We start from the raw sequence: 23,467 nt of genomic DNA on the forward strand, positions 1-23,467 counted from the left end.
TTGATGATAGTATAACTTAATGGAACAGTCTTCGCTGCTTTACGGCAAGTTAGGAAAATTTGCTATACCTATTATCCGCATTTTCGCGCAAGTCAGGTATAGCGTAGAAAGTAAAGGGCGAGGAGGACATCCTTATACCTGTTTCTGAAAGCCATTAAATAAAAATGCCGAAGCAACGGATGTTACTTCGGCATTTGCTATACGCTTATGGTATACCTTACAGTCTCTCCTTCAGGAACCTGGCGGTATGGTTATCCTCCAGTTTGGCCATCTCCTCCGGCGTACCTTCAAAGAGCAGGTGTCCGCCGTTGGTGCCCCCTTCCGGCCCCAGGTCAATGATCCAGTCAGCTGATTTGATGATGTCCATGTTGTGCTCAATGATGACAACCGTGTTGCCGTTTTCGATCAGCGCATTGATGGACTGCAGCAATTTGTTGATGTCGTGGAAGTGCAGACCGGTGCTCGGCTCATCAAAGATGAACAGGATATCCTCCTGATGTGCCTGCACGCCTTTTGTCAGGAAGGACGCCAACTTCACACGCTGTGCCTCACCACCCGAGAGCGTGTTACTCGACTGCCCCAGACGAATGTAGCCTAAGCCCACATCGTTTAGCGGCCTCAGCTTCTCGATGATCTTCGACTGGTCGGCAAAGAAGTCGATGCTGTCGGCGATGGTCATATCCAGTACTTCTGAGATGCTCTTCTCTTTATACTTCACATCGAGTACATCCTGTTTAAAGCGATGGCCGTTGCAGCTCTCACAGGTCAGGTAGATATCGGCCATGAACTGCATCTCGATCTTCACCTGCCCCTCACCCTGGCATACCTCACAGCGGCCACCCTCAATGTTGAATGAGAAGTGCGACGGCTTGAAACCACGGGACTTGGCCAACGGCTGATCGGCATAAAGGGAACGGATGGCATCGTAAGCCTTCACGTAAGTCACCGGGTTGGAACGCGACGATTTGCCGATCGGATTCTGGTCCACGAACTCCACGTGCTTGATCTTGTTATAGTCGCCTGCCAGTTTATCAAACTTACCGGTAGCCTCGGCTGTGTTGCCATGCAGCTTCATCATGGCCGGAGCCAGTATCTTTTTGATTAGGGTTGACTTTCCAGAGCCACTCACACCTGTCACCACGGTCATTACGCCTAGCGGCACTTTCACGCTCAGGTTTTTGAGGTTGTTCTCACGCGCACCTTGTATCTCAATGGCATTGCGCCACTTGCGCCGCTTGGCCGGCACTGATACTTCCATCTCACCACTCAAGTACTTAGCGGTATAAGTATCGGCGGTGCGTGTCATCTCCTCCAGCGTACCCTGGAACATCAGGTTGCCGCCACCGGAGCCAGCCTCAGGTCCAATATCAATCAACTGGTCAGCGGCACGCATCATTTCCTCCTCGTGCTCCACCACAATCACGGTATTGCCCAGCTTTTGCAAAGTACGCAACACACTAATCAGCTGCTCAGAGTCTTTGGGGTGCAAACCGATGCTCGGCTCATCCAGAATGTACATGGACCCTACCAGCGCACTGCCCAGCGAAGTCGCCAGGTTGATACGCTGGCTTTCACCGCCTGAAAGTGTATTAGAAAGTCGGTTGAGCGTGAGATAACCCAAGCCTACGCGCACCAGATAGCCCAGTCGGTTGGACACCTCGGTTACAAGCCGCTCAGCCACATTGCGCTCGTGCTCGGTCAGTTGCATGTTCTCAAAAAACGGTAGCGCCTGTGTGATCGGCATCAGCACCAGATCAGTGATGCTTTTATCATTGATCTTTACATAACTGGCGTCCTTGCGCAGGCGGGAACCTTTGCAGTCAGGGCAGGTGGTGCGGCCACGGTAGCGCGACAGCATCACGCGGTACTGTATTTTGTGCGTCTGCGCTTGCAGGTGCTTAAAGAAGTCGTTGAGTCCTTCGAAATATTTGTTCCCGGTCCAGAGCAACTCCTGCTCTTTTTCAGACAGTTCGTTGAAAGGACGGTGTATCGGGAAGTCGAAGCGGATGCCATTCTTCACGAGCGGCTGCAGCCATTCGTTCATCTTTTCAGAACGCCAGGGGGCAATCGCTCCTTCATAAACCGTAAGGCTTTTGTCAGGAATCACCAGGTCCGGGTCTATACCTAGCACACTACCAAAACCTTCGCAGGTCTGGCAGGCACCATAAGGGTTATTGAAACTGAAGAAATTGACAGATGGCTCCTCGAACACGATGCCGTCCAGCTCAAAGCGGTCCGAGAATACACGCTCCTCTCCGTCTCCAAACTTCACACGGCATTCCCCGTGGCCTTCAAAGAAAGCTGTCTGCACCGAGTCAGCTATGCGGAACTGTAGGTCTTCATCTGATTTATAGATCACTGCCCGGTCTACCAGGATGTACACCTCCTTGCCTAGCTTCGGTTTTTTCTCCTCGAGTAGTTCTTCGATAAAGTATACCTGCCCGTCAGCATAGATGCGCGAATAGCCCTTCTGCAGCAGCAGGTCCAGCTCTTTGGCCAATGTGCGCTCCTTATGCAACTGAAGCGGTGCCAGGATCATGACCCGGGCTTCATCCTCCAACGAGAAGATAAAGTCAACGACATCGGCTACACTATCCTTCTGCACCACCTCACCCGAAACCGGAGAGTAGGTTTTGCCAATGCGGGCGTAGAGCAATTTCAGGTAGTCATAGATTTCGGTACTGGTGCCCACTGTAGAACGGTTGTTCTTGATGCTCACCTTCTGCTCAATGGCAATAGCCGGGCTGATGCCTTTGATGTAGTCCACGTCAGGCTTATCCATACGCCCCAGAAACTGGCGGGCGTAAGAGCTCAGGCTTTCCACATACATGCGCTGCCCCTCGGCATACAAGGTGTCAAAAGCCAGCGATGACTTACCGGAGCCGGAAAGGCCGGTCACGACGATGAATTTGTTGCGCGGCAAAGCCACACTGAGATCTTTAAGATTATGCACGCGGGCGCCTTTGATGATGATGTGCTGGCGCGGGTCGAGCGTATCGAGGTTATTTTCGGATGTGTTTGCCATAAAGTATAGCGCAGACAAGATAAAGCCCACGCATGACGAACTGAGTTTTATACGATGTAAAGATACAAATACCCTGTCGCATTCAGAAGGCTTTTTAGCCTTTGGCCCTGTACCTGGCATTTCGCCATAGCATGCAACATGGCATCCTTTTGAAACACCTGCAGCTGTAAAAAGGTTTAGCTTTCTATGACTATTTACAGGTATAGCCCCATCCTGATTTCAACACACGCCGCACAGGCTTCACCTACAGTTCCTGAAGGCGATTCCATTCTAAAAAAAGCCTGAACTGCAGCTCTCCGATTTCGTATGTATGGGTTGCTAACTACAACCATTAAAACCAATACAACATGGGAAAAGGAGATAAAAAATCGAAGAAAGGCAAAATTGTGAAGGGCACTTATGGCAACAGCCGCCCAAGACAGGCAACCAAAAGAAAAGCTGCCGAGAAGAAAGAGGCCGCTGCCAGCTAAGGCTTAGGCTATTCGAAATTTAAAGCATGGCTATACCTTGTTCGCCGCAAAGGCAACAGGTATAGCCATGCTTTTTATGCTTGCTGCCCCCTGACTTGCATGCCTTTTCAGAGTGATGTTCCTAAATAATTAAATATTTTATTTTTTAGGCTTTTTACTGTAACACTCACCCCAGTATAGAAGTATAATTTTTTAGGGAGCGGCCACCCCCTCAGCCAGAAGCCGACTCCTGCATGCCAGCCATCACCAACCTATGCCTACGCATGCTTCCGGTGCTGAAAGCGCCATATTATTCTTTTATTAACAATCCTTTTGTGGGTTAACGCAGCCAATTCAGGACCGTATCCTGAGCAGAGGAACTGCCGACTCTATTGATAAGTAAAAATTTAAAAATATTAACACCATGGAACAACTGGACATCCGCAATTTATTGGAGAACATCGAGAAGAAGGTGTACCAGCAGGAAATTACTTCAAGCACTGACGTAACTAAACTGATTAACACCGAGATCGCAAAAGCAATTAACCTGAACAGCAAAGTAGCTGACGGGGAAGGCCTTCAGTTTCAGAATATCTCCTGCACGACCATTGAGTGCTATCTGGAGCACCTGAAAGCTGTAGAGGCTAAATTGAAACGCCCTGCCGATATCACTGCACAGTGCAAACCTGTGGAGGAGCGCGACATTAACCGCCGCCTGCTCCTGATCCTGAACCGCCTGAAACGGTATAACCGCGAATAGGCTGCATCAATTGCATTTACAAACTTATCCTTCGTACAGATTTCAACTCTTGCGAAGGATTTTTTATGCCCCTTGTATTCATATAGTGACGAATGTCATTTTTATCGCGCTTCTATGCTGGTATTTTTGTAACCCTATAAGGTTTCGATTTGCAGCAAATGAAGGAAGATATAAGAGATGAACAGGATATAAAACTGCTGGTTGACTCGTTTTACGCCAAAGTAAACGAGGACGACCTGTTAGGACCTGTATTCAATGGCTTTGCGAAAGTAAACTGGGAGCACCATCTCCCCATAATGTACAGCTTCTGGAGTTCGGTGCTGTTCGGCACCATGGCCTACAAGGGGCAGCCTTTCCCAAAGCACATGCACCTGCCAGTAGACAGGCAGCATTTCGCTCGCTGGGTAGTGCTGTTTACTGAAACTGCAGATGAACTGTTTGAAGGAGATAAAACAAAGGAATTGAAGCAAAAAGCCACCAGCATTGCGCAGGTATTCCAGATGAAAATGGGCCTGATCGGCATTATAGGCAAGGAAGTAACTCTATAAGGTAGTCCCATAAAAATCAAAGCGGCAGCTTTACCGATATAACCGGTAAAGCTGCCGCTTTGATTTTAGCCGTACCTGATCAGCTCAGCATATACCTCTTAATTATCTCCTTATCAATATTATATATAGCTGCACTATATGTTGAAAAATAAATTTAACTGAAAGCATATACGTTTATATTATCTTGCCGTATATCAGGGAACAGTAATTCTTAACTGGCACATAGCTTCTTTAATATTTTTTATTAAGGGCACCCGGCTATAGTTGCACAGTCAAAATGCATTCCCTATATTTGATTTACACTTCAAAAAAATATCTGTTCTAACAGCCTAACGCAACAATATGGTATAAAGCTCTACGTTAAACTAATGTAGCTTTACGATGAATACAACTACCCAGCTGAGCGACTCTGCTTTAGTCTCGCTCTACATCGCAGGTAACGAAAATGCGTTTGAACAGCTAGTAAACAGACACAAGAACAAAGTATTCACTACGATCTTACTGATTGTTAAAGACACGTATACCGCTGAGGACCTCATGCAGGACGCTTTTATCAAGGCTATCCATACCATGAAGGGCGGCAGGTATAACGAAGAAGGCAAGTTTTCTTCATGGATATGCCGTATTGCCCACAACCTGGCAATCGACTTTTTCCGTAAAGAGAAACGAAGCCCGATGATCACGCTGGAGGACGGTAGTAATGTGTTCAATGCCTTGTCTTTTGCTGAAGACTCCGCTGAGTCACAGCAGATCAAGGAGGACACCCATGCCAGACTGCGCGAGCTGATCCAAACGCTGCCACAGGCGCAGCGGGAAGTACTCATGATGCGTCACTATGCCGATATGAGTTTCCAGGAGATAGCCGAAGCAACCGGTGTGAGCATCAACACAGCTTTAGGTCGTATGCGCTACGCATTGATCAACCTAAGAAAAAAGATGCTAAACAGCACGATTGCTTATGATAAAAACCTCTACTCAGAATGAGCTAATCCAGTACGTATACAATGAGTTGGCAGACCCTGCGCTCGAGCAACTGGAAACAGCATTGATGCACGACAACGAGCTGGCAGATAGCTGCTCTGATCTCATGCTACTCCAGCGACTGCTTGACGGCGCGGCCAAAAGCCCAAGCCAGCGGTCTATCGACAACATTTTAAATTACTCAAAAAGCTTAAGTTTGCAGTCTTAACCGACTGCAAACTTTTTTTATGCGCAAACAAGAACGCTACAAGCTGCTGATCGAGCACTTTACGCAGAACTTTCCGGACCCGGAAACTGAACTGGCTTACTCCAATCCCTATGAGCTGATACTAGCCGTTGTACTCAGCGCCCAGTGTACAGATAAGCGTGTGAATATGGTAACGCCTACCCTGTTCGAGGCATTCCCTACACCCGAGCACCTGGCCGCCGCAACTCCGGAAGAGATATTCCCAATTATCAGGAGCATTTCATACCCTAACAATAAAGCCAAGCACTTGGCTGGTTTAGGCAGAATGCTGGTGGAGCAGTTCAACTCAGAGGTGCCCAGCACGGTGGAGGAACTGGTGAAGTTGCCTGGGGTGGGTCGCAAAACCGCCAATGTGATCGTCTCGGTGATCTGGAACCAACCAGCTATGGCCGTGGATACGCATGTGTTTCGGGTGAGCAAACGCCTCGGCCTGGTTTCGAAGACAGCCAAAACTCCCCTCGAGGTAGAGAAAGAACTGGTAGCCAACCTGCCGCAGGAACTCATTGCGAAAGCACATCACTGGCTCATACTACATGGGCGTTACATCTGCATCGCCCGTAGGCCCAAGTGTGAGGAATGCCCGCTCACGCATTTCTGTGCGTTCTTTCAAAAGCACTATCCCAACATACCTGACGATCCTGAAAACAAAGTCGGAGGTATAGCCTAATAAAAAAGCGCGGGCAGACACTATATGGTCTACCCGCGCTTTAACTATGGGATCTTATAAGGGATTACTTTCCCTGCTGTTGCTTCTTGTATTCGCCTCTTTTTTTGTGCTCGCCAGATTTCTTATGCTCACCTGATTTCTGGCCTTTTCTGCCATCAGCACGCTTCTGCTTCATCTGCTCACGATCGGCTTCGTGTTTCGCATACTGCTCTGCAGTCAGGATACTTTTCAGCTCAGCCTGCCACTGATCGTGATTTGCTTTTCTGGCTTCCTGCATCTGAGCTCTCTGCTCAGGTGACTTTTCTCCGGTTGCTTTATGACTCTCACGCATAGCTTTCATTTCCTGCGCCTGTCGCATGTTCAGTGCCTGTAACTGGCTTTTCTGAGCTGCGTTCAACTCTAACCTCTGAGCCATTCTATCGGTTTTCATCTGAGCCATCTCTTCAGGGCTTTTCTGGGTTCTGTCCTTCATGGCTGCACGCATTTCACTGCGGGGCTTTTGGTCTTGCGGTTTGGTTGAGGTCTGAGCAAAAGCGCTACCACCTGCAACTAACATACTTAGCGAAAGGGCTGCTATTATCTTCTTCATCTTTATTTCTCCTTCAATATTTTATGGTAAGTTCGATTAGTAGCAAAGCCCAGGCCTGAAAATATGCTCTGCTATACCTGCATAATCAAAGGCTATGCCAAAAACTCGCCCTCTCCTCACGCAACGCCACAAGTATCTGTGTTGCAAAGCCATAATCGAAGCCAAAGGGCCATTGGCTTTAACACCCTGGCAACACCTGAGCAGTTTCTATACCTTTCTTGGAGTTATTGAATCAGAAAAATAATTGCACAAAATAAATGCAACTTCCTATATTTAGCTATTCATCATTATACTTTTATAAGCTTATGCAAACTTTTACTCCCGCTAAACTATTAACCTTCTTCCTGCTCCTCCTGGGCAGTTACTCTGCCGCGCATGCTCAAACGCAGTTTGCTGAGCGCAAAGGAGGTCACTCCTATTCAATGGAAATACCCAGCTACATGGTGAAAACTTATGAACTGAACGATGTTGCCAGTCTGCAGTATTTCAATAAAAATAAAGAGGCTTATACCATCGTGATAGAGGACTCGAAAGAAGAGCTTGAACTGAAGGGCATGAGGTTTGAGAATGCAGCAGACTTTCTGGACAGCTTTGCCGCCGACTACAAAAAGGAGGAAAAGAGACGCAAACTGAGCAAGGCCAAGGTTTTCGAATCAAATGGAAACCATGTTGCGCAAAGCGAACTGAAGTGGACTGACGAAGATGGCGATTTCTTTATGCTCATCACAGCTGTAGAAACAAAAACGCATTTCTACAAAGTGATTTGCTGGACATTGGCCGCAAACGCACCACAGCTTAAAGAAGACTTCAGACACCTGTCCGCGAGTATCAAAGACTAAAGCCTATACCCTGCCTGCCACCTGCAGCAAAATTTGCTCTACCTGGGCAGCAAGTTGCTGGCGGTCGAACAGCTGCCGGGCGATTGACTGCCCATTGGCCCCGGCCTGTCGCCGCATTTCACGATCAGACATGATCTCTTTTATTTTCTTAGCCAACAGTTCAGGCTGACTCGCAGGACTGTACCAGCCACAGTTATACTGCTCCACGAATGTCTTTGTCCAACCGGGATTAGTCACCAGCACCGGGACACCGCAGGCCAGGCTATCATAAAGCTTGGCCGGAGAATTAGAGGCGAGCACAGGCAAATCGTTAAAGGTAATGAGCGCCAGATCTGCCAATTTGAATAGAGTGAACACATCAGGGCGCGGCTGTGGCGGCATCAGCACTAGGTTAGGCAGGCGCAGCGACAGCTTCCGCAGCTCGTCGTTATAGTAGCCTCCTCCTGCCAGCACAAACACAATGTCCTGCTGGTTAGCCATTGCCTCAGCTGCCTGCATAATAGTAGGTATATCATTCGCACGGCCAAAGGTGCCTGCATAGAGCACTACTTGCTTGCCCTGCAGCTGATATTGCTTTCGCAGTGCTGCTACTCTCTCAGGAGTCGCAGCATCGGCCATTTCCAAGTCAGTGCCATTCAGGATAGTGCTTACCTTATCCCTCGCTATACCTTGCCTCACCACATAATCTTCCATATCCGGAGAAAGCGTGATGATGTGGCTGGCATTCTGGTAAAGATTCTTCTCAAGCCTGAACAGGCGTCGTTTTAGCCACTCCTTCTTTACTGCTCCCATTTCAATCGGGAAGCTAGGCCACAGGTCCTGTACCTCAAACACCCACGGAATACCACGCATCTTTGCGACACGGGCTGCCATCCAAGGTGTAGAGAGTGGCGTTGACACCCCCCAAACTACATCAGGCTTAGGTATGGAAAGCCCTTTAGCCAGGCTGTAGGCTGCAAAGCCGCCATAGGAAACCAAGCGCCTGCGCACACCCATTTTGTTGCTGTAGGGCACCTCCTGTTCGTACAGTTCTACCCCCTCCGGCACCCACTTATACCTGTCTGTGATGCGAAGCTGCTTCCAGGCGCTGCTCGTTACCAGACTCACCTTATGCCGCTTTGCCAGGTACTCCAGAAAGGTGTAGTGCCTGCAGGTAGAGGGGCAGTCCGGATTGTGGTGATGCTGATTGAAAATAGCTATGTGCATGCGCGCAGGTATAGAGGCGAGGTATAGAACTATCGCTTCTCAGGCTTGTATTTCGATTCGTTGAATATTTTCTGGTGATCGTCGTCGGCCATTAGTTCCTGCAAGGTGACCTTCGGATTGCGCTCCATATACCTGCGTACAATCTGCCAGCCTACCCAGGTACCGAGGCGGCCAGGAGAGGTTGGGTCGATTTCGGGCGTATTAGGTCGCTCGCCGATATACTTGTTCACTACGAATGGGCTTTTCTCATAGAGCAGTTTTTTTTCAACGAAGTGCGCCCAGATACGGCCCTCGTTGTGATGCACATCGGCCAGTTGCTGCCCACTATACCCTATGATAGTAGAGTCCGGCGTGCAAGGCATAATGGATTTCACAAAATAATAAGCTTTGCCTGTATTCACCATTTCGGCGAGCAGACTACGCTCCAGAAAACTGGTTTTGTTGAACCGATTAGACAGTAGTAACATGGCGGCTGGCACCATGTTCGGGCGCTCGTAGCGTTTCAGGATGTAATCGTAGGTATCAGGTCGGTAACTGGCGTCTTTGCCGATAAAAAAGTCAATGCCGAAAACCAGCAGACTGTCTGATACCATCAAATCCTGGTTGAGGCCAGAGACAAATGTCTTTACCTGCGGCTCCTTAAACTCAGGATAATAATGTTTGATATGCTTGAAAGCTGTTTGGAGCTGCTGCTTTTCTGTGGACATGTCACCAAAAGCTTGGTCTGCCTCCTGAGCCAGCTTCTGAAGCTCAGGATTAGTCGCCAGCCCATGCATCGCATTGATCACGGCTGAATCCGAAGGGTAGTTCCGGCGCTGGATGAAACGCTCCGCAAAGATGGGATTGCTATCAAGGAAAGTAGCGATGTCCTGCTTTGAGTTTGCCGCAAAAAAGGGTTTCTCCAGTCGCTCGATCTCTACCGTTACAGGTATACGTTCTATTTCTTCAGGTATGTCGCAGCCCTCCTTCTTCTTGCAGCTAAAAAGCAATAGGATGGTTGCGAGTAATAATAATCTGTGATACATTGCCGAATATTTAATACAAAAATACAGGGTTATCCCGTATTAGAATAAATTAACGCGACAAATTAACATGCAATTCAAAAAACTCGCATTCCTGCTGCTCTTTTTGGGCTTTACATCCACTGCTATGGCCCAAATGGAAATTGGCATTCAGTTCTCCCCTACCATTTCAGGCAATCGCTTTATAGCTGAAGACAGACACGGTTTTGAAAAAAGCAGCAATACACTGCGTGTTGGTGTAGGTGTGGTTGGTGATTATTTTTTCTCCAACAACTATGCCTTCAGCTCAGGTTTGATGTTCCGCAGCAAAGGCTCTAAAATCAAGTATGATTTTACTTCACAAGATCCGAACGGCCAGCCAACGACAGTGCCAGTAGAGGATGACCTGACAGTGCAGTATCTGGAAATACCGCTCACGCTTAAGCTATTCACGAATGAGGTAGCACCTGATGTGATCCTGTACTTCCAGGTAGGTGGTGCTCTTGGCACCAAGGTGTCAGCCCAGGTAAACAACCAGAAAGTGATCAATGGTGAAAAGACAGCGAAGCGCTTCAATATCTTTGAAACCAGCGCTTTGTTAGGTACTGGTGCCGAACTGCAACTTGGCCAGAGCACTAAACTATTTGGCGGAGTTACTTACCTGCGTGGTCTGAGTAATATTGACGATTTTTATAGCGACCGACTAGGTGACAAAAATATTGCGATCAAGAACAATGGGGTATCCCTTGATGTGGGCATCAAGTTCTAAGTATAGACTTGTTACAAATCAAAAAGGCCGCTCTGAATGAACAGAGCGGCCTTTTTGTTGCCATCGAATCTGATTAAAATTTTCTTATTCCTGCGTCCCGTTCACCTCCGTCAGGGCGGTGCGCAGCTCTATTTCTTCGCCTTTATCGTCCATTACCTTAAAGTCAGTAATACCGAGCGAAGTGTCTTTTACAAATTTCACCCACTTGAAGTAGTGGAAGAACCATTTCATCTGTTTTGAAACGACACCTGATGTATAATAAGAATACAGGAAAGGGTGTACGTACAATGTCAGGCTCTTATGGTTGTGTCTCGTAAGCAGGTCGTCTACCGCTACGTCTATTTCATCAGTAATCAGAATGCTGGCAGATATTTTACCGGTACCGTTACAAGTAGGGCATACTTCACCGGTCACGATATTCTGCTCTGGCCTTACACGCTGACGCGTGATCTGCATCAGGCCAAATTTAGAGATAGGCAGAACTGTCGACTTGGATCGGTCTCTCTTCAGTTCCTCTTTGACTACCTCGTATACTTTCTGGCGGTTTTCGGGCGACTTCATGTCGATGAAGTCAATTACAATGATACCACCTATATCCCGGAGTCTCAGCTGACGGGCCACTTCTCTGGCAGCCATCATATTCACATTCAGCGCGGTAGCCTCCTGATCGGTTTCGGTATTAGATTTATTCCCACTGTTTACATCGACTACGTGCAGGGCTTCGGTGTGCTCTATCACCAGGTATCCGCCGCCTGGTATGGTCACTGTCTTACCGAATGCAGCCTTTAGTTGCCGCTCAATGTTAAAGTGTTCGAAGGTTTTTGTCTTACCGGTGTAATGCTTCAGAATTTTTACTTTATCTGGCGCAATGCTACCGATGTATGCTTTGATCTCGTCATAGAGCGACTCATCGTCGACTACTATGTTGTCAAAGCTCTCGTTCATTAAGTCTCTCAGTATGGACGAAGAACGTCCCAATTCCCCAATGATCTTGTCATTGGGCTTGGCAATCTTCAGCGATTTAAAGCCTTCTTCCCAGCTCTCCACCATGTTGCGCAAATCTCTGTCGAGCTCTGCTACCTCACGGCCTTCTGCCACTGTCCGGATGATCACGCCAAAGTTCTCGGGCTTGATCGAGTTGATCAGGCGCTTGAGGCGCGTGCGCTCTTCCTTGCTTACGATCTTTTTGGATACGCTTACCGTGTTAGAGAACGGTACGAGCACCAGGTATCGACCGGCGAGCGAAAGCTCACATGAAAGACGCGGTCCTTTGGTTGAAATCGGTTCTTTGACAATCTGCACCAATACCTGCTGTCCTTTTTTCAGAACATCAGCGATCTTGCCCAGTTTGTCAATTTCTGGCTCAAATTTAAGCTGGTTAAGCTTTGCAGAAGCGTTCTTCTGTGTCTGTGCCGCTTTCACATACTTGTTCAGGGTTTTGACATTGGCTCCCAGATCATGGTAATGCAGAAATGCATCCTTGTGGTAACCAATGTCAATAAAAGCGGCGTTTAGGCCTGGCATTACCTTTTTTACAGTTCCCAGAAAGATATCCCCTACAATGTAGTTCGTATCCTTTTTCTCGTGGTGAAACTCTACAAGTCTCTTGTCCTGTAATAGGGCGATGCGCTCTCCATCCTGAGTAGAATTGATAATAAGCTCGTTACTCAATTTCTCTCAAAGATTAGTTGGATGTATAGACCAAAGCCCACAATTGCAGAAGCAATGTGGGCCTCAATAAACGCAGAAGAAATTACTTCTTCTTATGTCTGTTTTTTCTTAGACGCTTCTTTCTTTTGTGAGTAGCAATCTTATGTCTTTTTCTTTTCTTTCCGCAAGGCATAGTCTTGAAATTTTTATTAAATGATTATTTCTTTTATTACAGTTTTGCCAGGTACTCGTCAACGGAAGCTGTCAGAGCAGGGTCGCTGCTCATGGTCTTCACTTTATTGAAAGTCCTGATTGCTTCTTCTTTCTTACCGGTTTCAACAAGTGATACAGCCAGGTAGAAAGTGCCTTCCACGTGTTCCGGGTTAACGGTTGTCAACTCCTGGAAACGCTCAGCGGCTTTGTCCCACTGCCCTGACTGAACTGACAGAATACCGAGGTTAAACAGCGCCTTCTGGTTTTTCGGGTCTGCCGAAATTACCTCACGCAGCAGCGTAATACCCTGCATAGGGTTTTCACTGGCAATGTAAGTCATGGCTACGTTTGTTTTCGCATCCATGTCCGAAGGATTATTCTTCAGTACCTGCTCGTACATTCTACGGGCCTTACCGCCCATTTCGCTGGCACGCTGCTGTGTTGCTGCATAAGTAAAAGCTTCGAAGTACTGGTCACCTGCTTTACGGTAGTTCTTCTCACCCGGACGGGCTTCAGCAGCTAGCTCGTAATAGTAACCTGCACTGTCAAACTTACTTGCTGAGGCATAAGCAGCCGCCAGTTCACTGGCTAACAGGCCGCGCGTCTTGGCATCAGATGCTTTGTTGTAGCGTGCACGTACAGTAGCAAGCTCCATCATTTGTTCTGGTGTGGCCGTGGAGTGCACTCCGTCAGCCGCAGCGGCTGGCGAAGGTCCATGGTCATGCCCATCATCTTCAGAGTGTCCCTCAGGTATGGCAGAGGCTTGTTCTGCAGCCACTGTGCTATCATCCTTCGTCACAACCACTTTAGGCAGAAAGAACATAGCCGCTGCCAAAGCAATTGCTGCTACAAGTATCAGTATTTGAGCGCGTGACATGTGTTTCTGTGTTTTTGTAAATGACTGTTTTTAAAGGATAACCAGACAGGCAACCGGCAAATATACGAAAGAATTAAGAATGAGCCAGTTCTTTGATCTTTTTGCTGTTCTTAATCTTAGCAATAAAGGTCTTGGATGGCTTGAAGCTTGGAATAAAGTGCTCATCAATAATGATGGAAGTGTTCTTCGAAATGTTACGAGCCACTTTCTTAGCGCGCTTCTTGTTTACAAAGCTTCCAAAACCTCTCACGTAGATGTTGTTGCCATCGGCCATAGAGTCTTTCACCACTTTGAAAAATGCCTCAATGGTAGATTGCACATCAGCCTTATCAATCCCTGTTTTATCAGCAATTTCTGATATTACTTCTGCTTTAGTCACTTTCTTAGATTTTTATAAATTAGTAATAAGTTAACTTTCTCTTTTTCAGGAGATACAACAGCGCTGTCGTTCCCCATTTTTCGGGGCACAAAGGTATACCTACTTTTCGACAAGTAAAAGCTTTAGCACTAAATTATTACAGATTTAGCCTTGCCGTTCATATACCCTCTTCACACCTTTTGACTGACGGTTCTCTTGCAATACCCATGCCAGCTTGCCCTCTTCCTAACGCCACGTATCTACTTATATTTTAATAAGATACAAAAACTGACACCAATACATTCCTTCTGCACTCAGAACAATGTCTTACATTTGTCTGTTCAAGCTGCCTGAGCCCAAGGGACCATTTTTTATGAAAAACACTCCTAGCACATACTTCTCAAACACCTTGCTGACATGGTACCAGCGTCACAAAAGAGCCCTGCCCTGGCGCGACACCACCGATCCATACCTGATCTGGCTGTCTGAAGTGATCCTGCAGCAGACACGCGTAGCCCAGGGACTGCCATACTTCCAACGCTTTGCCGAGGCCTACCCAACCGTGCAGCACCTGGCGGCGGCCCCTCAGGATGAAGTGCTACGCCTCTGGCAGGGACTTGGCTACTACTCCAGGGCACGTAATATGCACCACACGGCTAAACAGATCGTGCAGGAGTATGGCGGCGTGTTCCCAAACAAGTATGAAGAGCTCCTCAAACTGCGGGGCGTGGGAAGCTACACAGCTGCCGCTATCGCCTCTTTTGCCTTTCGGGAGAGGGCTGCCGTGCTCGATGGCAACGTTTTCAGGGTGCTGGCCCGTGTATTTGGATTATCAGATGACATTGCGGCGCCTGCATCGCGCAAGGTATTTCAGCAACTGGCAAACGAACTCATCCCGGCCGAAGCGCCTGACACCTTCAACCAGGCCATTATGGAATTTGGCGCTATTCAATGCACCCCCGTCATGCCTGATTGCCTGTTCTGCCCACTGCAGCAGTCCTGCTTCGCCTTCACACATGGCCTGGTGCAGGAGCTTCCTGTCAAGTCAAAGGCAAAGGCCGCCCGCCCACGCTTTTTCCACTACATGGTTTTTGTGCACGAGGAGCAATATTACATGCGTAAGCGCCTGAGCGGCGATATTTGGGAAGGATTGTATGATTTTTACCTGCACGAAAGCGACTCGAAAATCCTGGATACCGCCAGGCTGCTGAAAGAACTGAACGATGCAGGTATAGCAGTGCAGGAATCCCATCTTTTGCCACCGCGCAAAGACTATAAGCATGTGCTCAGTCACCAGAAAATAACAGCCCGGTTTTACCTCATTCAGCTCGATTTTCGTTTAAGTAAAGAGGTTTTGCAGGAGGCGCGACTGGCACCTTATTCATCTGAAAAAATAGAGGCATTGCCGAAGCCAATTCTTATCGACAGCTATTTGAAAGATGAGAAGATTTTACTAAATTTATAAACTGAAACTTTTCTGCATGAAAATGCATTTTAAAGGTTCAGTAGCCATAATTGCCTCCGGCTTGGTTGTCGGAGTAGCCCTAATCAATTTAATATTTAACAAAAAAAGACATGGCAAGTGTTAACAAAGTAATCCTTATCGGAAATCTTGGTAAGGACCCAGAAGTTCGCCACCTTGAAGGCGGTGTAGCTGTAGCGCGTTTCCCGATCGCTACTTCTGAAACATTCAAAGACAAAAATGGCGAACGCCAGGAGCGCACCGAGTGGCACAATATCGTGCTTTGGCGTGGCTTGGCCGAGGTAGCCGAAAAGTATGTGCGCAAAGGGCACTCCGTTTACATTGAGGGCAAGCTTCGCACGGACAACTACCAGGATAAAGACGGCGTGCAGCGCTACAGAACCGAGATTGTAGCCGATAGCATGACTATGCTGACTTCTCGCACCGAAGCGCAGACAGGCGGCAATGGCAGCTCAGGCGGCTTCCAGGGTGGCGCTTCATCACAATCCTCATCAGGTCAGGGTACTGCCGCCTCATCAGGCAAAGGCAATGCATCTGCCTTCCAGAACGACGAGCCAGACGACCTGCCGTTCTAACCTATGTTTAACCTAACTATCTAATTTTGGACAGTTTAGATTCTGGAGACCCCCTAAGTTATAGCTTACTGCAACTTTTACAAAGCGCAACAGCTTTACTTAGAATTGAATATATCGCAGCCATCTCGGTTTGCTTTATCTTATTGCTGCTCTCTGCCCTCACTTCGGGGGCGGAGGCAGCTTTTTTCTCTCTCACCCCTCAGGAGATTGAAAAAGCCAGAACAAGCAAAGACAAAAAGCTTCAACTGGTACACCACCTCCTGCAGAGCCCCCGCCAACTACTGGCTTCGCTCCTGATCATCAACAATGCGATCAATGTTAGTATCATCACGCTTTGCGCCTACATTGCGTGGCAGTTAGTCGGCTCTACTTCGCTGGCAACTTCCACAATGCTGGTCAGTGTGCTAGTGGTTACGTTTCTGATTGTTTTCTTTGGGGAGGTACTTCCTAAGGTATATGCCCGCAAGCACGGTACTGCCATTGCGCAGCGCATGGCTCCGATTCTGGATGCTTTGCGGCCTGTGCTACGACCGCTTGCCTGGTTGCTGACAGGTATCAGCAATTTCATAGACAAGCGCTACCGTGTGCGTGCTTATAGCCAAACACTGGAAGAATTGCACCATAGTCTGGATGTGGCCCTTACCAACGAAGAGACGTCACCTGAAGAGCGCAAGATTCTGCGGGGGATCGTAAACTTCGGTTCGATCACGGTGAAACAGATCATGCGTCCACGTATGGATATCGTGGCTTTCCAACAGAGCGCTACACTGCCAGAGTTGCTTCCGCAGATCATCAAGTGGGGTTATTCGCGCGTGCCGGTTTATACCGAAAGCACCGACAGCATCGACGGCATACTCTATGTAAAAGACCTGCTGCCGCACCTCGACAAAGGAGCTGACTTTAAATGGCAGAACCTGATCAGAGCGCCTTTCTATGTGCCGGAAACCAAGCACATCTCCAACCTGCTGCAGGACTTCCGAGAAAAGCACGTGCACATGGCAATTGTGGTGAACGAGTATGGCACTACGGTAGGACTGCTTACTATGGAAGATGTTATTGAGGAGATTGTAGGTGAGATTAATGACGAGTTTGATGACGAGGACGAGATCATTTACTCACAACTCGACGAAAATACCTTTATATTTGACGGTAAAACATCGCTGCATGACTTTTGTAAGATAACAGAAGTTCCATTCGATGCCTTTAACGAAGTAAAGAGCGAGCACGAAACAGTAGCAGGCCTGATGCTCGCACTTTTTGGTCGCATACCATACGTAGGCGAAGAAGTGTCGTATGGTCGCTACTACTTTACAGTGGAGTCGGCGGACAATAAGCGTGTAAAACGAGTCAAGATTAATGTCGCAAGTAAAAAAGAGCACTATCATAAAGTCAGCTAAACTGCAGTTGGCCCTATGGGCAGGTATGGCCCTTGCCATCGCCGGCTGTACCGCCGAGTACACCCCAAAACCCAAAGGATACAACCGCATCGACTTGCCAGAAGCTGCTTACCAACAGCTGCAGGACGAGCATCCGTATACCTTTGAGTATTCGAAGCACGCCAAAATACGTCCTGACTCTTCAATGATTGCCCAGCCACACTGGATTAACATCATCTATCCAAGCCTGGGAGCCAACGTGCAGCTAACATACAAGGCGATCAACAATGATCCGAGGATGTTGAATAACCTGATCGAGGATGCGCGCAAACTGACTGGCAAACATCAGATAAAGGCGTATTCAATCGAGGAAACCGAAATCAGAACGCCACAAGGGGACATTGCCTCTGTGTTTGAACTGGAAGGCGAGATTCCAAGCCAGTTCCAGTTCTATGTAACCGATACGACCAATCACTTCTTCCGTGGGGCGCTTTATTTCAGAACCGCCACTCAAAATGACTCACTGGCTCCGGTTATTGAGTATGTGAAGAAGGATATTGTGCACATGCTGAATACGCTGGAGTTTAAGAACAGGGAATAAGTTTTTCGGAAGTTAATTGTTGATTGTTAGAAAACCTTAACAGCTCCTACTAGCTTGTGGCAATATTCGCGTATTCTCCCTTGCCTTTGAATTCTGATGATTTTAAACTTTTTTCATTTACCATACTACCTTCTTTCTAACTATTATCGAAATGATGTGTTTAATCCACAATATGGGGCATTACCAGCTTTAACTATTGTACTGTCTGCTCAAGAGCTTTTCTTATATACACTTATACGCGCGATTCAAGACCCTCACGCTTATGGTGTCGGATTCTCCAAATCTAGTTTGCCACTAATACTGGTAGTTAACCTCATCTTTGTCTACTTTATCTATATAAGGGGCGACAAACTGATGAAAGTATACAATCATTATAAAGATAAGCCTTGGGCAAATACAAAGGCAGTTAGGGTTGCGGGATGGCTATACGTTTTGCTATCCATTATATCGCCTTTTCTACTGATAATAGTTAAAAACGCGGCTATAGGCCGACATCTTATTTAAAGATAGTTGACTATAATCCCAACTTACTAACATACACAAAGCAAAAGCCCCGATAGCACTTACACCTGTCGGGGCTTTTGCTTATTTTTGTCAGGTATACCTGCTATACTTTATTTACCTAACCTGAGCTAGCACCCTTGAACAACTTCTTCCATACCAAGATCGAATTTCTGAAAGGCGTGGGGCCGCAGCGGGCTGAGCTGCTGCAGAAGGAGCTCAACATCTATACCTACGGCGATCTCATTCAGCACTACCCTTTCCGGTATCTTGACCGCACCCAGTTCTACAAAATAGTAGACTTGGACGAAAGCATGCCTTATGTGCAGGTACGTGGGCGTGTGCGGGGTAAGGAAGTGCTCGGCGAAGGCCGTAAGCAACGCCTGGCCGCTACCCTAGTGGACGAAGATGGCAACGAGATGGAGCTGGTTTGGTTCAAAGGGGTGAAGTGGATGCAGAAGTCGCTAAAGAACCACACCGATTACATTGTGTTCGGCAAGCCTACTTCGTTTAATGGCAAGTGGAGCATGGCGCACCCCGAACTGGAGGAATTGGGGGAAGAGAAACAGACGACCTCTTTTCTGCAACCGGTATACCATACCACCGAGAAGCTAAAGGCATTCCGTGTTGAGAGTAGGGTCATAGCCCGCTACATGGAGATGCTGCTCAAGGTGGCAGTGCCGAATATTAACGAGACGCTTTCACCGGAGCTTATAGAACATTATCGCCTGATGAGCAAGCGGGATGCGTTGATCAACATTCACTTTCCGCAGTCAGTAGAGAAGTATAATGCCGCTAAGTTCAGGCTCAAATTTGAAGAGCTCTTTTACATACAATTGCGTCTGCTCCGCCAGAAAACAGTGCGCCGTGCTGACCTAGCCGGTCAGGTGTTCAGGCATGTACCGACGGTAACGGAGTTCTACAAGAATCACATGACCTTCGACCTGACCAATGCACAGAAGCGGGTTATCAAGGAAATACATAAAGACCTGACAGCCGGCAAGCAGATGAACCGCCTGCTGCAGGGCGATGTGGGTTCAGGTAAAACCATCGTGGCCTTCATTACCATGCTGATCGCTGCTGACAATGGAGCACAGTCTGTGCTGATGGCACCTACTGAGATTCTGGCGGACCAGCATTATACTGGCCTCAAAGCTTTTGCTGACCGGTTAGGTATAAACATTGGCAAGCTTACTGGTTCCACCAAGACAAAAGATCGCAAAGTGCTACACGAGCAACTGCGTTCAGGCGAAATGAAAATGATCGTGGGCACGCATGCCCTGCTGGAGGACGTGGTACAGTTTCATAACCTGGGTCTTTGCATTGTGGATGAGCAGCACCGCTTCGGAGTAGAGCAGCGCTCCAGGCTGTGGCGTAAGAACCCACGCATTATCCCACATGTACTCGTGATGACGGCCACGCCTATACCCCGCACCCTGGCCATGACGCTCTACGGCGACCTGGATGTGTCGGTGATCGACGAAATGCCAGCCGGCCGTAAAGAGATCGTGACCGTGCACCGCTTCGACTCACACCGCCTGAAGGTATTCCAATTTGTGCGCGACCAGATCAAGCTGGGCCGCCAGGTATACATCGTGTACCCGCTCATTGAGGAGTCGGAAGGGATGGATTACAAGGACCTGATGGACGGCTATGAAAGTATACGCCGTGCATTTCCGGAGTACCAGGTGAGCATGGTGCATGGCAAACTTAAGGCGCAGGACAAAGACTACGAAATGCAGCGCTTTGTGCGCCACGAGACGCAGATCATGGTAGCTACGACTGTAATTGAAGTAGGCGTAAACGTGCCCAACGCCTCCGTGATGATTATCGAGAGTGCGGAGCGCTTTGGTCTGTCACAGCTGCACCAGTTGCGTGGCAGGGTGGGCCGGGGTGCTGAACAGAGCTACTGCATCCTGATGACAGGATATAAGCTGAGCAAAGATAGCAAGACCAGACTGGAGACGATGGTGCGCACCAACAATGGATTTGAGATTGCTGACATTGATCTGAAGTTGCGCGGACCGGGCGACCTGATGGGTACGCAGCAAAGCGGTGTGCTCGACCTGCTCATCGCTGACCTGGCCAAAGATGCGCCTATCCTGCAGGAGGCTCGTGCAGCTGCTCAACGTGTATTGAACGAAGACCCACAATTGGAGCAAGCACAGAATCAGAACATTATGCGTCACATCAAATCATTGAGTGTGAACACTATCAACTGGAGCCGCATAAGTTAAAGACTGCCCTGATTATGATAGTGGCCTGAGCACAAATCTGATTATATTTAAAAGTGGGTTCCACGCGAAACAAGTTGCAGTTTACTATATAGGCATTTGCAAAGTATAACCGTATACAGCAAATTTATGTGCTACTTACATTGTCCTTACATTGATTTTCTAAACCGCTATACCTTATACCCTTGAAAGCACTTCACCTCTTCATATTCATTTTGCTGGGCCTATGCTATACTGCCACAACTGCGCAGTCCCAAGGTCGCAAAGCCGCTATACCTTTTACCTATCTCCCTGACAACACAGAGGACCAGTATAACCAGAGCATTAGCAGCAAGACGCTCCCGCTGGGAGCCGAGGGCTTTGTAATCCTCAGCCGCAGCAAGCCAGCTGAATATGCCATTGAACGCTACAATGCCGCCCTCAAAAAAGCCTGGTCAGCCGCTGTACCACTAGCCGCTGAAGAAACGGTGGAAGCTTTTGCCAGAAACCAGGATGCTGTACTGCTGGTCACGCACCGCACAAACGAGCAGGGCAACCAAGCGCTGTATGCGCATCGGGTAGACCTGCATAGCGGTCAGAAAGAGAAGCCCGTGCTATTGCTCGAAGCCTCAGCCAATGCCCGTAAAGCGGGTATAGCTATCTCACCTGACGGCACCAAACTGCTGGCTTACCGCTATAGCGTTTCTGGCAATCAGGTTCTGCAGTCTATCAGCGGCAGCCTGTATGACGGCAAACTTCAGAAAGTAAAAGATACGAAGTACAGCCTGACTGACCTGCGCGGTATTGTATCAGCTGAGGTGATCGTGAATGATGCCGGTGACCAGTTCATCAGCCTGATCTCTGAGAACATGGAACGCCTGACCGTACGCCAGTATACCTTAAAGTCGCCGGTTGCCAAAGGCATGTCGGTGCTGGTAGGAGGCATTTTTGAAGGCAAGAAGGTATACATCATGGACAGCAAGTATGCCCTGCAGCCCAATGGCAATCTGTATGGTGTTGTACTCACAGCTGACGAGAAATCCGGTGAGTACTATAGCCTGAAAGCGGTTAAATTTGATTTCGAAAATGAAGATATGGTGTTTGCAGAGGAGTTCAGATTCACCCCTGAATATCTCGCTAGTGTGAACAGCCTGGATAAAAGCGGCGGTGCAAAAGCCAGGCGCCTCGAGGACATTTACCTGACCGACCTGATCCTAACATCTGAGGAAAAACTAATCGTAATGGCAGAGAAAAAGTATATGGAGGGTGGTGAGAACTCTCCTTACTATGCCAAAGAGATTCACTTGTTTGCCTATGATCAGTTTATGGGCACTGCCTGGAGCTCTGTGCTGATGAAAAATCAGAAAGCACCTGCTGATGAAGCTTTTACAGGCATCTCGTATCGCTATCATCTGGCAGGTAACACGCTGCACCTGCTCACCCTGGAAGAGTTGAACGGAAAGCATGACCTATACCTGCGCCGCATTGACACCAGCACCGGTAAAGCTGAAGCACCTAAGGCTGCTGGCCTGAATGTAGCCAAAGGCGAAGACACGGCCTATGTAAAAGACTTCACGGCCTGGCTGGGCGAAAAGGATCTGGTAGTGGTGGTGCGGCCATCCAAGAAAGCGAACAGCTTGCAGCTACGTCGTCTACAGATCAAATAACTAGTCTAACCATATACCAGACAAAAAGCGTGGCCACTCTCTTGGCGCGCTTTTCTGTTTTTTAAGCTTGCGGGTAAAAGAACTCAGCTGCACCAGCATGTGTACAAAACCTACATAGTCCACTATCTCTACATACATCCGGAACTCTCGTCGGGACCCCTCCAGCATCCCTAGTTTGTCTACCTTATAGGTATTCATGGCAGACCATGGCATCCAGCGTACCCGCTTGCCACGTTTGATCATATAGCGGTTGATGGCTACTTCCAACTGATAGCGTGCCACTGGCTGGGCCAACACCTGCTCTAAGTCACTTCGCCGCAAAAGCCGTTCTCCGGACAGCAGTATATCACTTCGGTACCAACGCACAAACCATGGCGACCGGATTCGCCGCAAGATTAGCATGTCAACATTTGCAGTGTCCTGGAAAGCAGAAATAGCCCTCTCAAGTTCAGTTTTATTTAATTCCTGCAGATCAGCATCCATCAGCAGAACCAACTCATGCTGCACAAACTGAAGGCCATACTGTATAGCGGCGGCTTTTCCCTGATTTTGGCTGAGGCGGATGACTTGCACAGTAGGCCATTGCCGGCTTACCATCGTAGCAGTGCCATCAACCGATCCGTCATCCACACAGATTACCTGTTGTATGCCCTTCACCTTCGACACGACTTCCAGTACTGTCGCAATCCGCTCCCGTTCGTTATAGCAGGGAATTAAGCATGTTACCCCCATACGCTCCTCTATGTTAATGACAATCTGGTATTCAGGTATATTTACGCATGTGAGGCTATTAAGTCATTCAGGAACAAGTCCTTAATACAAAAAGGCCACCTCCTACGGAGGCAGCCTTTCCAAAACTATAGATTTGTCAG

General features: G+C 48.1%; 22 protein-coding genes. 14 read left to right on the forward strand and 8 right to left on the reverse strand.

The window, feature by feature from the left end:
* Positions 1-217: 217 nt before the first annotated feature.
* Entirely contained in the window at positions 218-3,025 is a 2,808-nt protein-coding gene (gene uvrA / locus I0P70_RS18920; protein WP_196120715.1) for an excinuclease ABC subunit UvrA, read from the reverse strand.
* Positions 3,026-3,372: 347 nt separating this feature from the next.
* Here uvrA and I0P70_RS18925 point away from each other — a divergent pair, with 347 nt between their 5' ends.
* The 6 genes from I0P70_RS18925 to nth all read left to right on the forward strand — a co-directional run bounded on the left by I0P70_RS18925 (position 3,373) and on the right by nth (position 6,677).
* A complete protein-coding gene (locus I0P70_RS18925; RefSeq protein ID WP_196120716.1) occupies positions 3,373-3,495 on the forward strand; it encodes a 30S ribosomal protein THX in 123 nt (40 codons plus the stop codon).
* A gap of 403 nt (positions 3,496-3,898) precedes the next feature.
* Positions 3,899-4,234: a hypothetical protein gene (locus I0P70_RS18930; protein WP_007655597.1), complete on the forward strand. Its 336-nt coding sequence runs from the start codon at positions 3,899-3,901 to the stop codon at positions 4,232-4,234.
* A gap of 158 nt (positions 4,235-4,392) precedes the next feature.
* Entirely contained in the window at positions 4,393-4,782 is a 390-nt protein-coding gene (locus tag I0P70_RS18935; protein WP_196120717.1) for a group III truncated hemoglobin, read from the forward strand.
* A 381-nt stretch (positions 4,783-5,163) separates the two neighbouring features.
* The gene (locus I0P70_RS18940; RefSeq protein WP_007655595.1) at positions 5,164-5,766 is read left to right on the forward strand and encodes an RNA polymerase sigma factor; all 603 of its coding nucleotides are present in this window, start codon (positions 5,164-5,166) and stop codon (positions 5,764-5,766) included.
* On the forward strand, positions 5,741-5,971 hold the full coding sequence (locus I0P70_RS18945; RefSeq protein ID WP_196120718.1) for a hypothetical protein: 231 nt from the start codon (positions 5,741-5,743) through the stop codon (positions 5,969-5,971). The genes I0P70_RS18940 and I0P70_RS18945 overlap by 26 nt, the downstream gene beginning before the upstream one ends.
* Positions 5,972-5,990: 19 nt before the next feature.
* Positions 5,991-6,677, forward strand: a complete 687-nt coding sequence (gene nth / locus I0P70_RS18950; RefSeq protein WP_196120719.1) for an endonuclease III — start codon at positions 5,991-5,993, stop codon at positions 6,675-6,677.
* Between the two features lie 64 nt (positions 6,678-6,741).
* Here the strand turns inward: nth and I0P70_RS18955 are convergent, their stop codons facing one another.
* Positions 6,742-7,266, reverse strand: coding sequence for a DUF4890 domain-containing protein (locus I0P70_RS18955; protein WP_196120720.1), 525 nt, complete (start codon positions 7,264-7,266; stop codon positions 6,742-6,744).
* Positions 7,267-7,571: 305 nt separating this feature from the next.
* On the opposite strand from I0P70_RS18955, the gene I0P70_RS18960 reads away from it, so the two are divergent.
* Positions 7,572-8,105 carry a hypothetical protein gene (locus I0P70_RS18960; RefSeq protein ID WP_196120721.1) on the forward strand — a complete coding sequence of 178 codons (534 nt, stop codon included), beginning with the start codon at positions 7,572-7,574 and terminating at the stop codon, positions 8,103-8,105.
* Positions 8,106-8,108: 3 nt separating this feature from the next.
* On the opposite strand, the gene I0P70_RS18965 is transcribed toward I0P70_RS18960, so the two are convergent.
* Complete coding sequence (locus I0P70_RS18965) at positions 8,109-9,311, reverse strand: glycosyltransferase family 4 protein (RefSeq protein WP_196120722.1); 1,203 nt, start codon at positions 9,309-9,311, stop codon at positions 8,109-8,111.
* A 29-nt stretch (positions 9,312-9,340) separates the two neighbouring features.
* Positions 9,341-10,336: a gliding motility lipoprotein GldB gene (gene gldB / locus I0P70_RS18970; protein ID WP_230392299.1), complete on the reverse strand. Its 996-nt coding sequence runs from the start codon at positions 10,334-10,336 to the stop codon at positions 9,341-9,343.
* A gap of 67 nt (positions 10,337-10,403) precedes the next feature.
* Between gldB and I0P70_RS18975 the strand changes: the two genes are divergently transcribed.
* Entirely contained in the window at positions 10,404-11,081 is a 678-nt protein-coding gene (locus I0P70_RS18975) for a porin family protein (protein ID WP_196120723.1), read from the forward strand.
* A gap of 84 nt (positions 11,082-11,165) precedes the next feature.
* Here the strand turns inward: I0P70_RS18975 and I0P70_RS18980 are convergent, their stop codons facing one another.
* The 3 genes from I0P70_RS18980 to I0P70_RS18990 all read right to left on the reverse strand — a co-directional run bounded on the left by I0P70_RS18980 (position 11,166) and on the right by I0P70_RS18990 (position 14,200).
* Positions 11,166-12,752, reverse strand: coding sequence for an Rne/Rng family ribonuclease (locus I0P70_RS18980; RefSeq protein ID WP_196120724.1), 1,587 nt, complete (start codon positions 12,750-12,752; stop codon positions 11,166-11,168).
* Between the two features lie 208 nt (positions 12,753-12,960).
* Positions 12,961-13,821, reverse strand: coding sequence for a lipopolysaccharide assembly protein LapB (locus tag I0P70_RS18985; RefSeq protein ID WP_196120725.1), 861 nt, complete (start codon positions 13,819-13,821; stop codon positions 12,961-12,963).
* Between the two features lie 73 nt (positions 13,822-13,894).
* Positions 13,895-14,200, reverse strand: a complete 306-nt coding sequence (locus I0P70_RS18990) for an HU family DNA-binding protein (protein ID WP_007655567.1) — start codon at positions 14,198-14,200, stop codon at positions 13,895-13,897.
* A 352-nt stretch (positions 14,201-14,552) separates the two neighbouring features.
* Between I0P70_RS18990 and mutY the strand changes: the two genes are divergently transcribed.
* The 6 genes from mutY to I0P70_RS19020 all read left to right on the forward strand — a co-directional run bounded on the left by mutY (position 14,553) and on the right by I0P70_RS19020 (position 22,595).
* Entirely contained in the window at positions 14,553-15,644 is a 1,092-nt protein-coding gene (gene mutY / locus I0P70_RS18995; protein WP_196120726.1) for an A/G-specific adenine glycosylase, read from the forward strand.
* A 110-nt stretch (positions 15,645-15,754) separates the two neighbouring features.
* Positions 15,755-16,237, forward strand: a complete 483-nt coding sequence (locus tag I0P70_RS19000; protein ID WP_196120727.1) for a single-stranded DNA-binding protein — start codon at positions 15,755-15,757, stop codon at positions 16,235-16,237.
* A gap of 143 nt (positions 16,238-16,380) precedes the next feature.
* A complete protein-coding gene (gldE, locus tag I0P70_RS19005; RefSeq protein WP_196120728.1) occupies positions 16,381-17,634 on the forward strand; it encodes a gliding motility-associated protein GldE in 1,254 nt (417 codons plus the stop codon).
* Between the two features lie 25 nt (positions 17,635-17,659).
* Positions 17,660-18,214: a gliding motility lipoprotein GldD gene (gene gldD / locus I0P70_RS19010; RefSeq protein ID WP_196120813.1), complete on the forward strand. Its 555-nt coding sequence runs from the start codon at positions 17,660-17,662 to the stop codon at positions 18,212-18,214.
* A 641-nt stretch (positions 18,215-18,855) separates the two neighbouring features.
* Positions 18,856-20,952 carry an ATP-dependent DNA helicase RecG gene (gene recG / locus I0P70_RS19015; protein ID WP_196120729.1) on the forward strand — a complete coding sequence of 699 codons (2,097 nt, stop codon included), beginning with the start codon at positions 18,856-18,858 and terminating at the stop codon, positions 20,950-20,952.
* Positions 20,953-21,134: 182 nt separating this feature from the next.
* Entirely contained in the window at positions 21,135-22,595 is a 1,461-nt protein-coding gene (locus tag I0P70_RS19020) for a hypothetical protein (RefSeq protein ID WP_196120730.1), read from the forward strand.
* Here the strand turns inward: I0P70_RS19020 and I0P70_RS19025 are convergent, their stop codons facing one another.
* Positions 22,596-23,327 (reverse strand): glycosyltransferase family 2 protein, encoded by a 732-nt coding sequence (locus I0P70_RS19025; RefSeq protein WP_196120731.1) that lies wholly within the window; start codon positions 23,325-23,327, stop codon positions 22,596-22,598.
* Positions 23,328-23,467 lie beyond the last annotated feature (140 nt).

Source organism: Pontibacter sp. FD36 (assembly GCF_015686655.1).
GTDB lineage: Bacteria > Bacteroidota > Bacteroidia > Cytophagales > Hymenobacteraceae > Pontibacter.

Bases quoted from the DNA above. Each gene is read 5' to 3' on its own strand.
- uvrA (WP_196120715.1), bottom strand. From the start codon at position 3,025: ATGGCAAACACATCCGAAAATAACCTCGATACGCTCGACCCGCGCCAG.
- I0P70_RS18925 (WP_196120716.1), top strand. From the start codon at position 3,373: ATGGGAAAAGGAGATAAAAAATCGAAGAAAGGCAAAATTGTGAAGGGC.
- I0P70_RS18930 (WP_007655597.1), top strand. From the start codon at position 3,899: ATGGAACAACTGGACATCCGCAATTTATTGGAGAACATCGAGAAGAAG.
- I0P70_RS18935 (WP_196120717.1), top strand. From the start codon at position 4,393: ATGAAGGAAGATATAAGAGATGAACAGGATATAAAACTGCTGGTTGAC.
- I0P70_RS18940 (WP_007655595.1), top strand. From the start codon at position 5,164: ATGAATACAACTACCCAGCTGAGCGACTCTGCTTTAGTCTCGCTCTAC.
- I0P70_RS18945 (WP_196120718.1), top strand. From the start codon at position 5,741: ATGATAAAAACCTCTACTCAGAATGAGCTAATCCAGTACGTATACAAT.
- nth (WP_196120719.1), top strand. From the start codon at position 5,991: ATGCGCAAACAAGAACGCTACAAGCTGCTGATCGAGCACTTTACGCAG.
- I0P70_RS18955 (WP_196120720.1), bottom strand. From the start codon at position 7,266: ATGAAGAAGATAATAGCAGCCCTTTCGCTAAGTATGTTAGTTGCAGGT.
- I0P70_RS18960 (WP_196120721.1), top strand. From the start codon at position 7,572: ATGCAAACTTTTACTCCCGCTAAACTATTAACCTTCTTCCTGCTCCTC.
- I0P70_RS18965 (WP_196120722.1), bottom strand. From the start codon at position 9,311: ATGCACATAGCTATTTTCAATCAGCATCACCACAATCCGGACTGCCCC.
- gldB (WP_230392299.1), bottom strand. From the start codon at position 10,336: ATGTATCACAGATTATTATTACTCGCAACCATCCTATTGCTTTTTAGC.
- I0P70_RS18975 (WP_196120723.1), top strand. From the start codon at position 10,404: ATGCAATTCAAAAAACTCGCATTCCTGCTGCTCTTTTTGGGCTTTACA.
- I0P70_RS18985 (WP_196120725.1), bottom strand. From the start codon at position 13,821: ATGTCACGCGCTCAAATACTGATACTTGTAGCAGCAATTGCTTTGGCA.
- mutY (WP_196120726.1), top strand. From the start codon at position 14,553: ATGAAAAACACTCCTAGCACATACTTCTCAAACACCTTGCTGACATGG.
- I0P70_RS19000 (WP_196120727.1), top strand. From the start codon at position 15,755: ATGGCAAGTGTTAACAAAGTAATCCTTATCGGAAATCTTGGTAAGGAC.
- gldD (WP_196120813.1), top strand. From the start codon at position 17,660: ATGGCCCTTGCCATCGCCGGCTGTACCGCCGAGTACACCCCAAAACCC.
- I0P70_RS19025 (WP_196120731.1), bottom strand. From the start codon at position 23,327: ATGGGGGTAACATGCTTAATTCCCTGCTATAACGAACGGGAGCGGATT.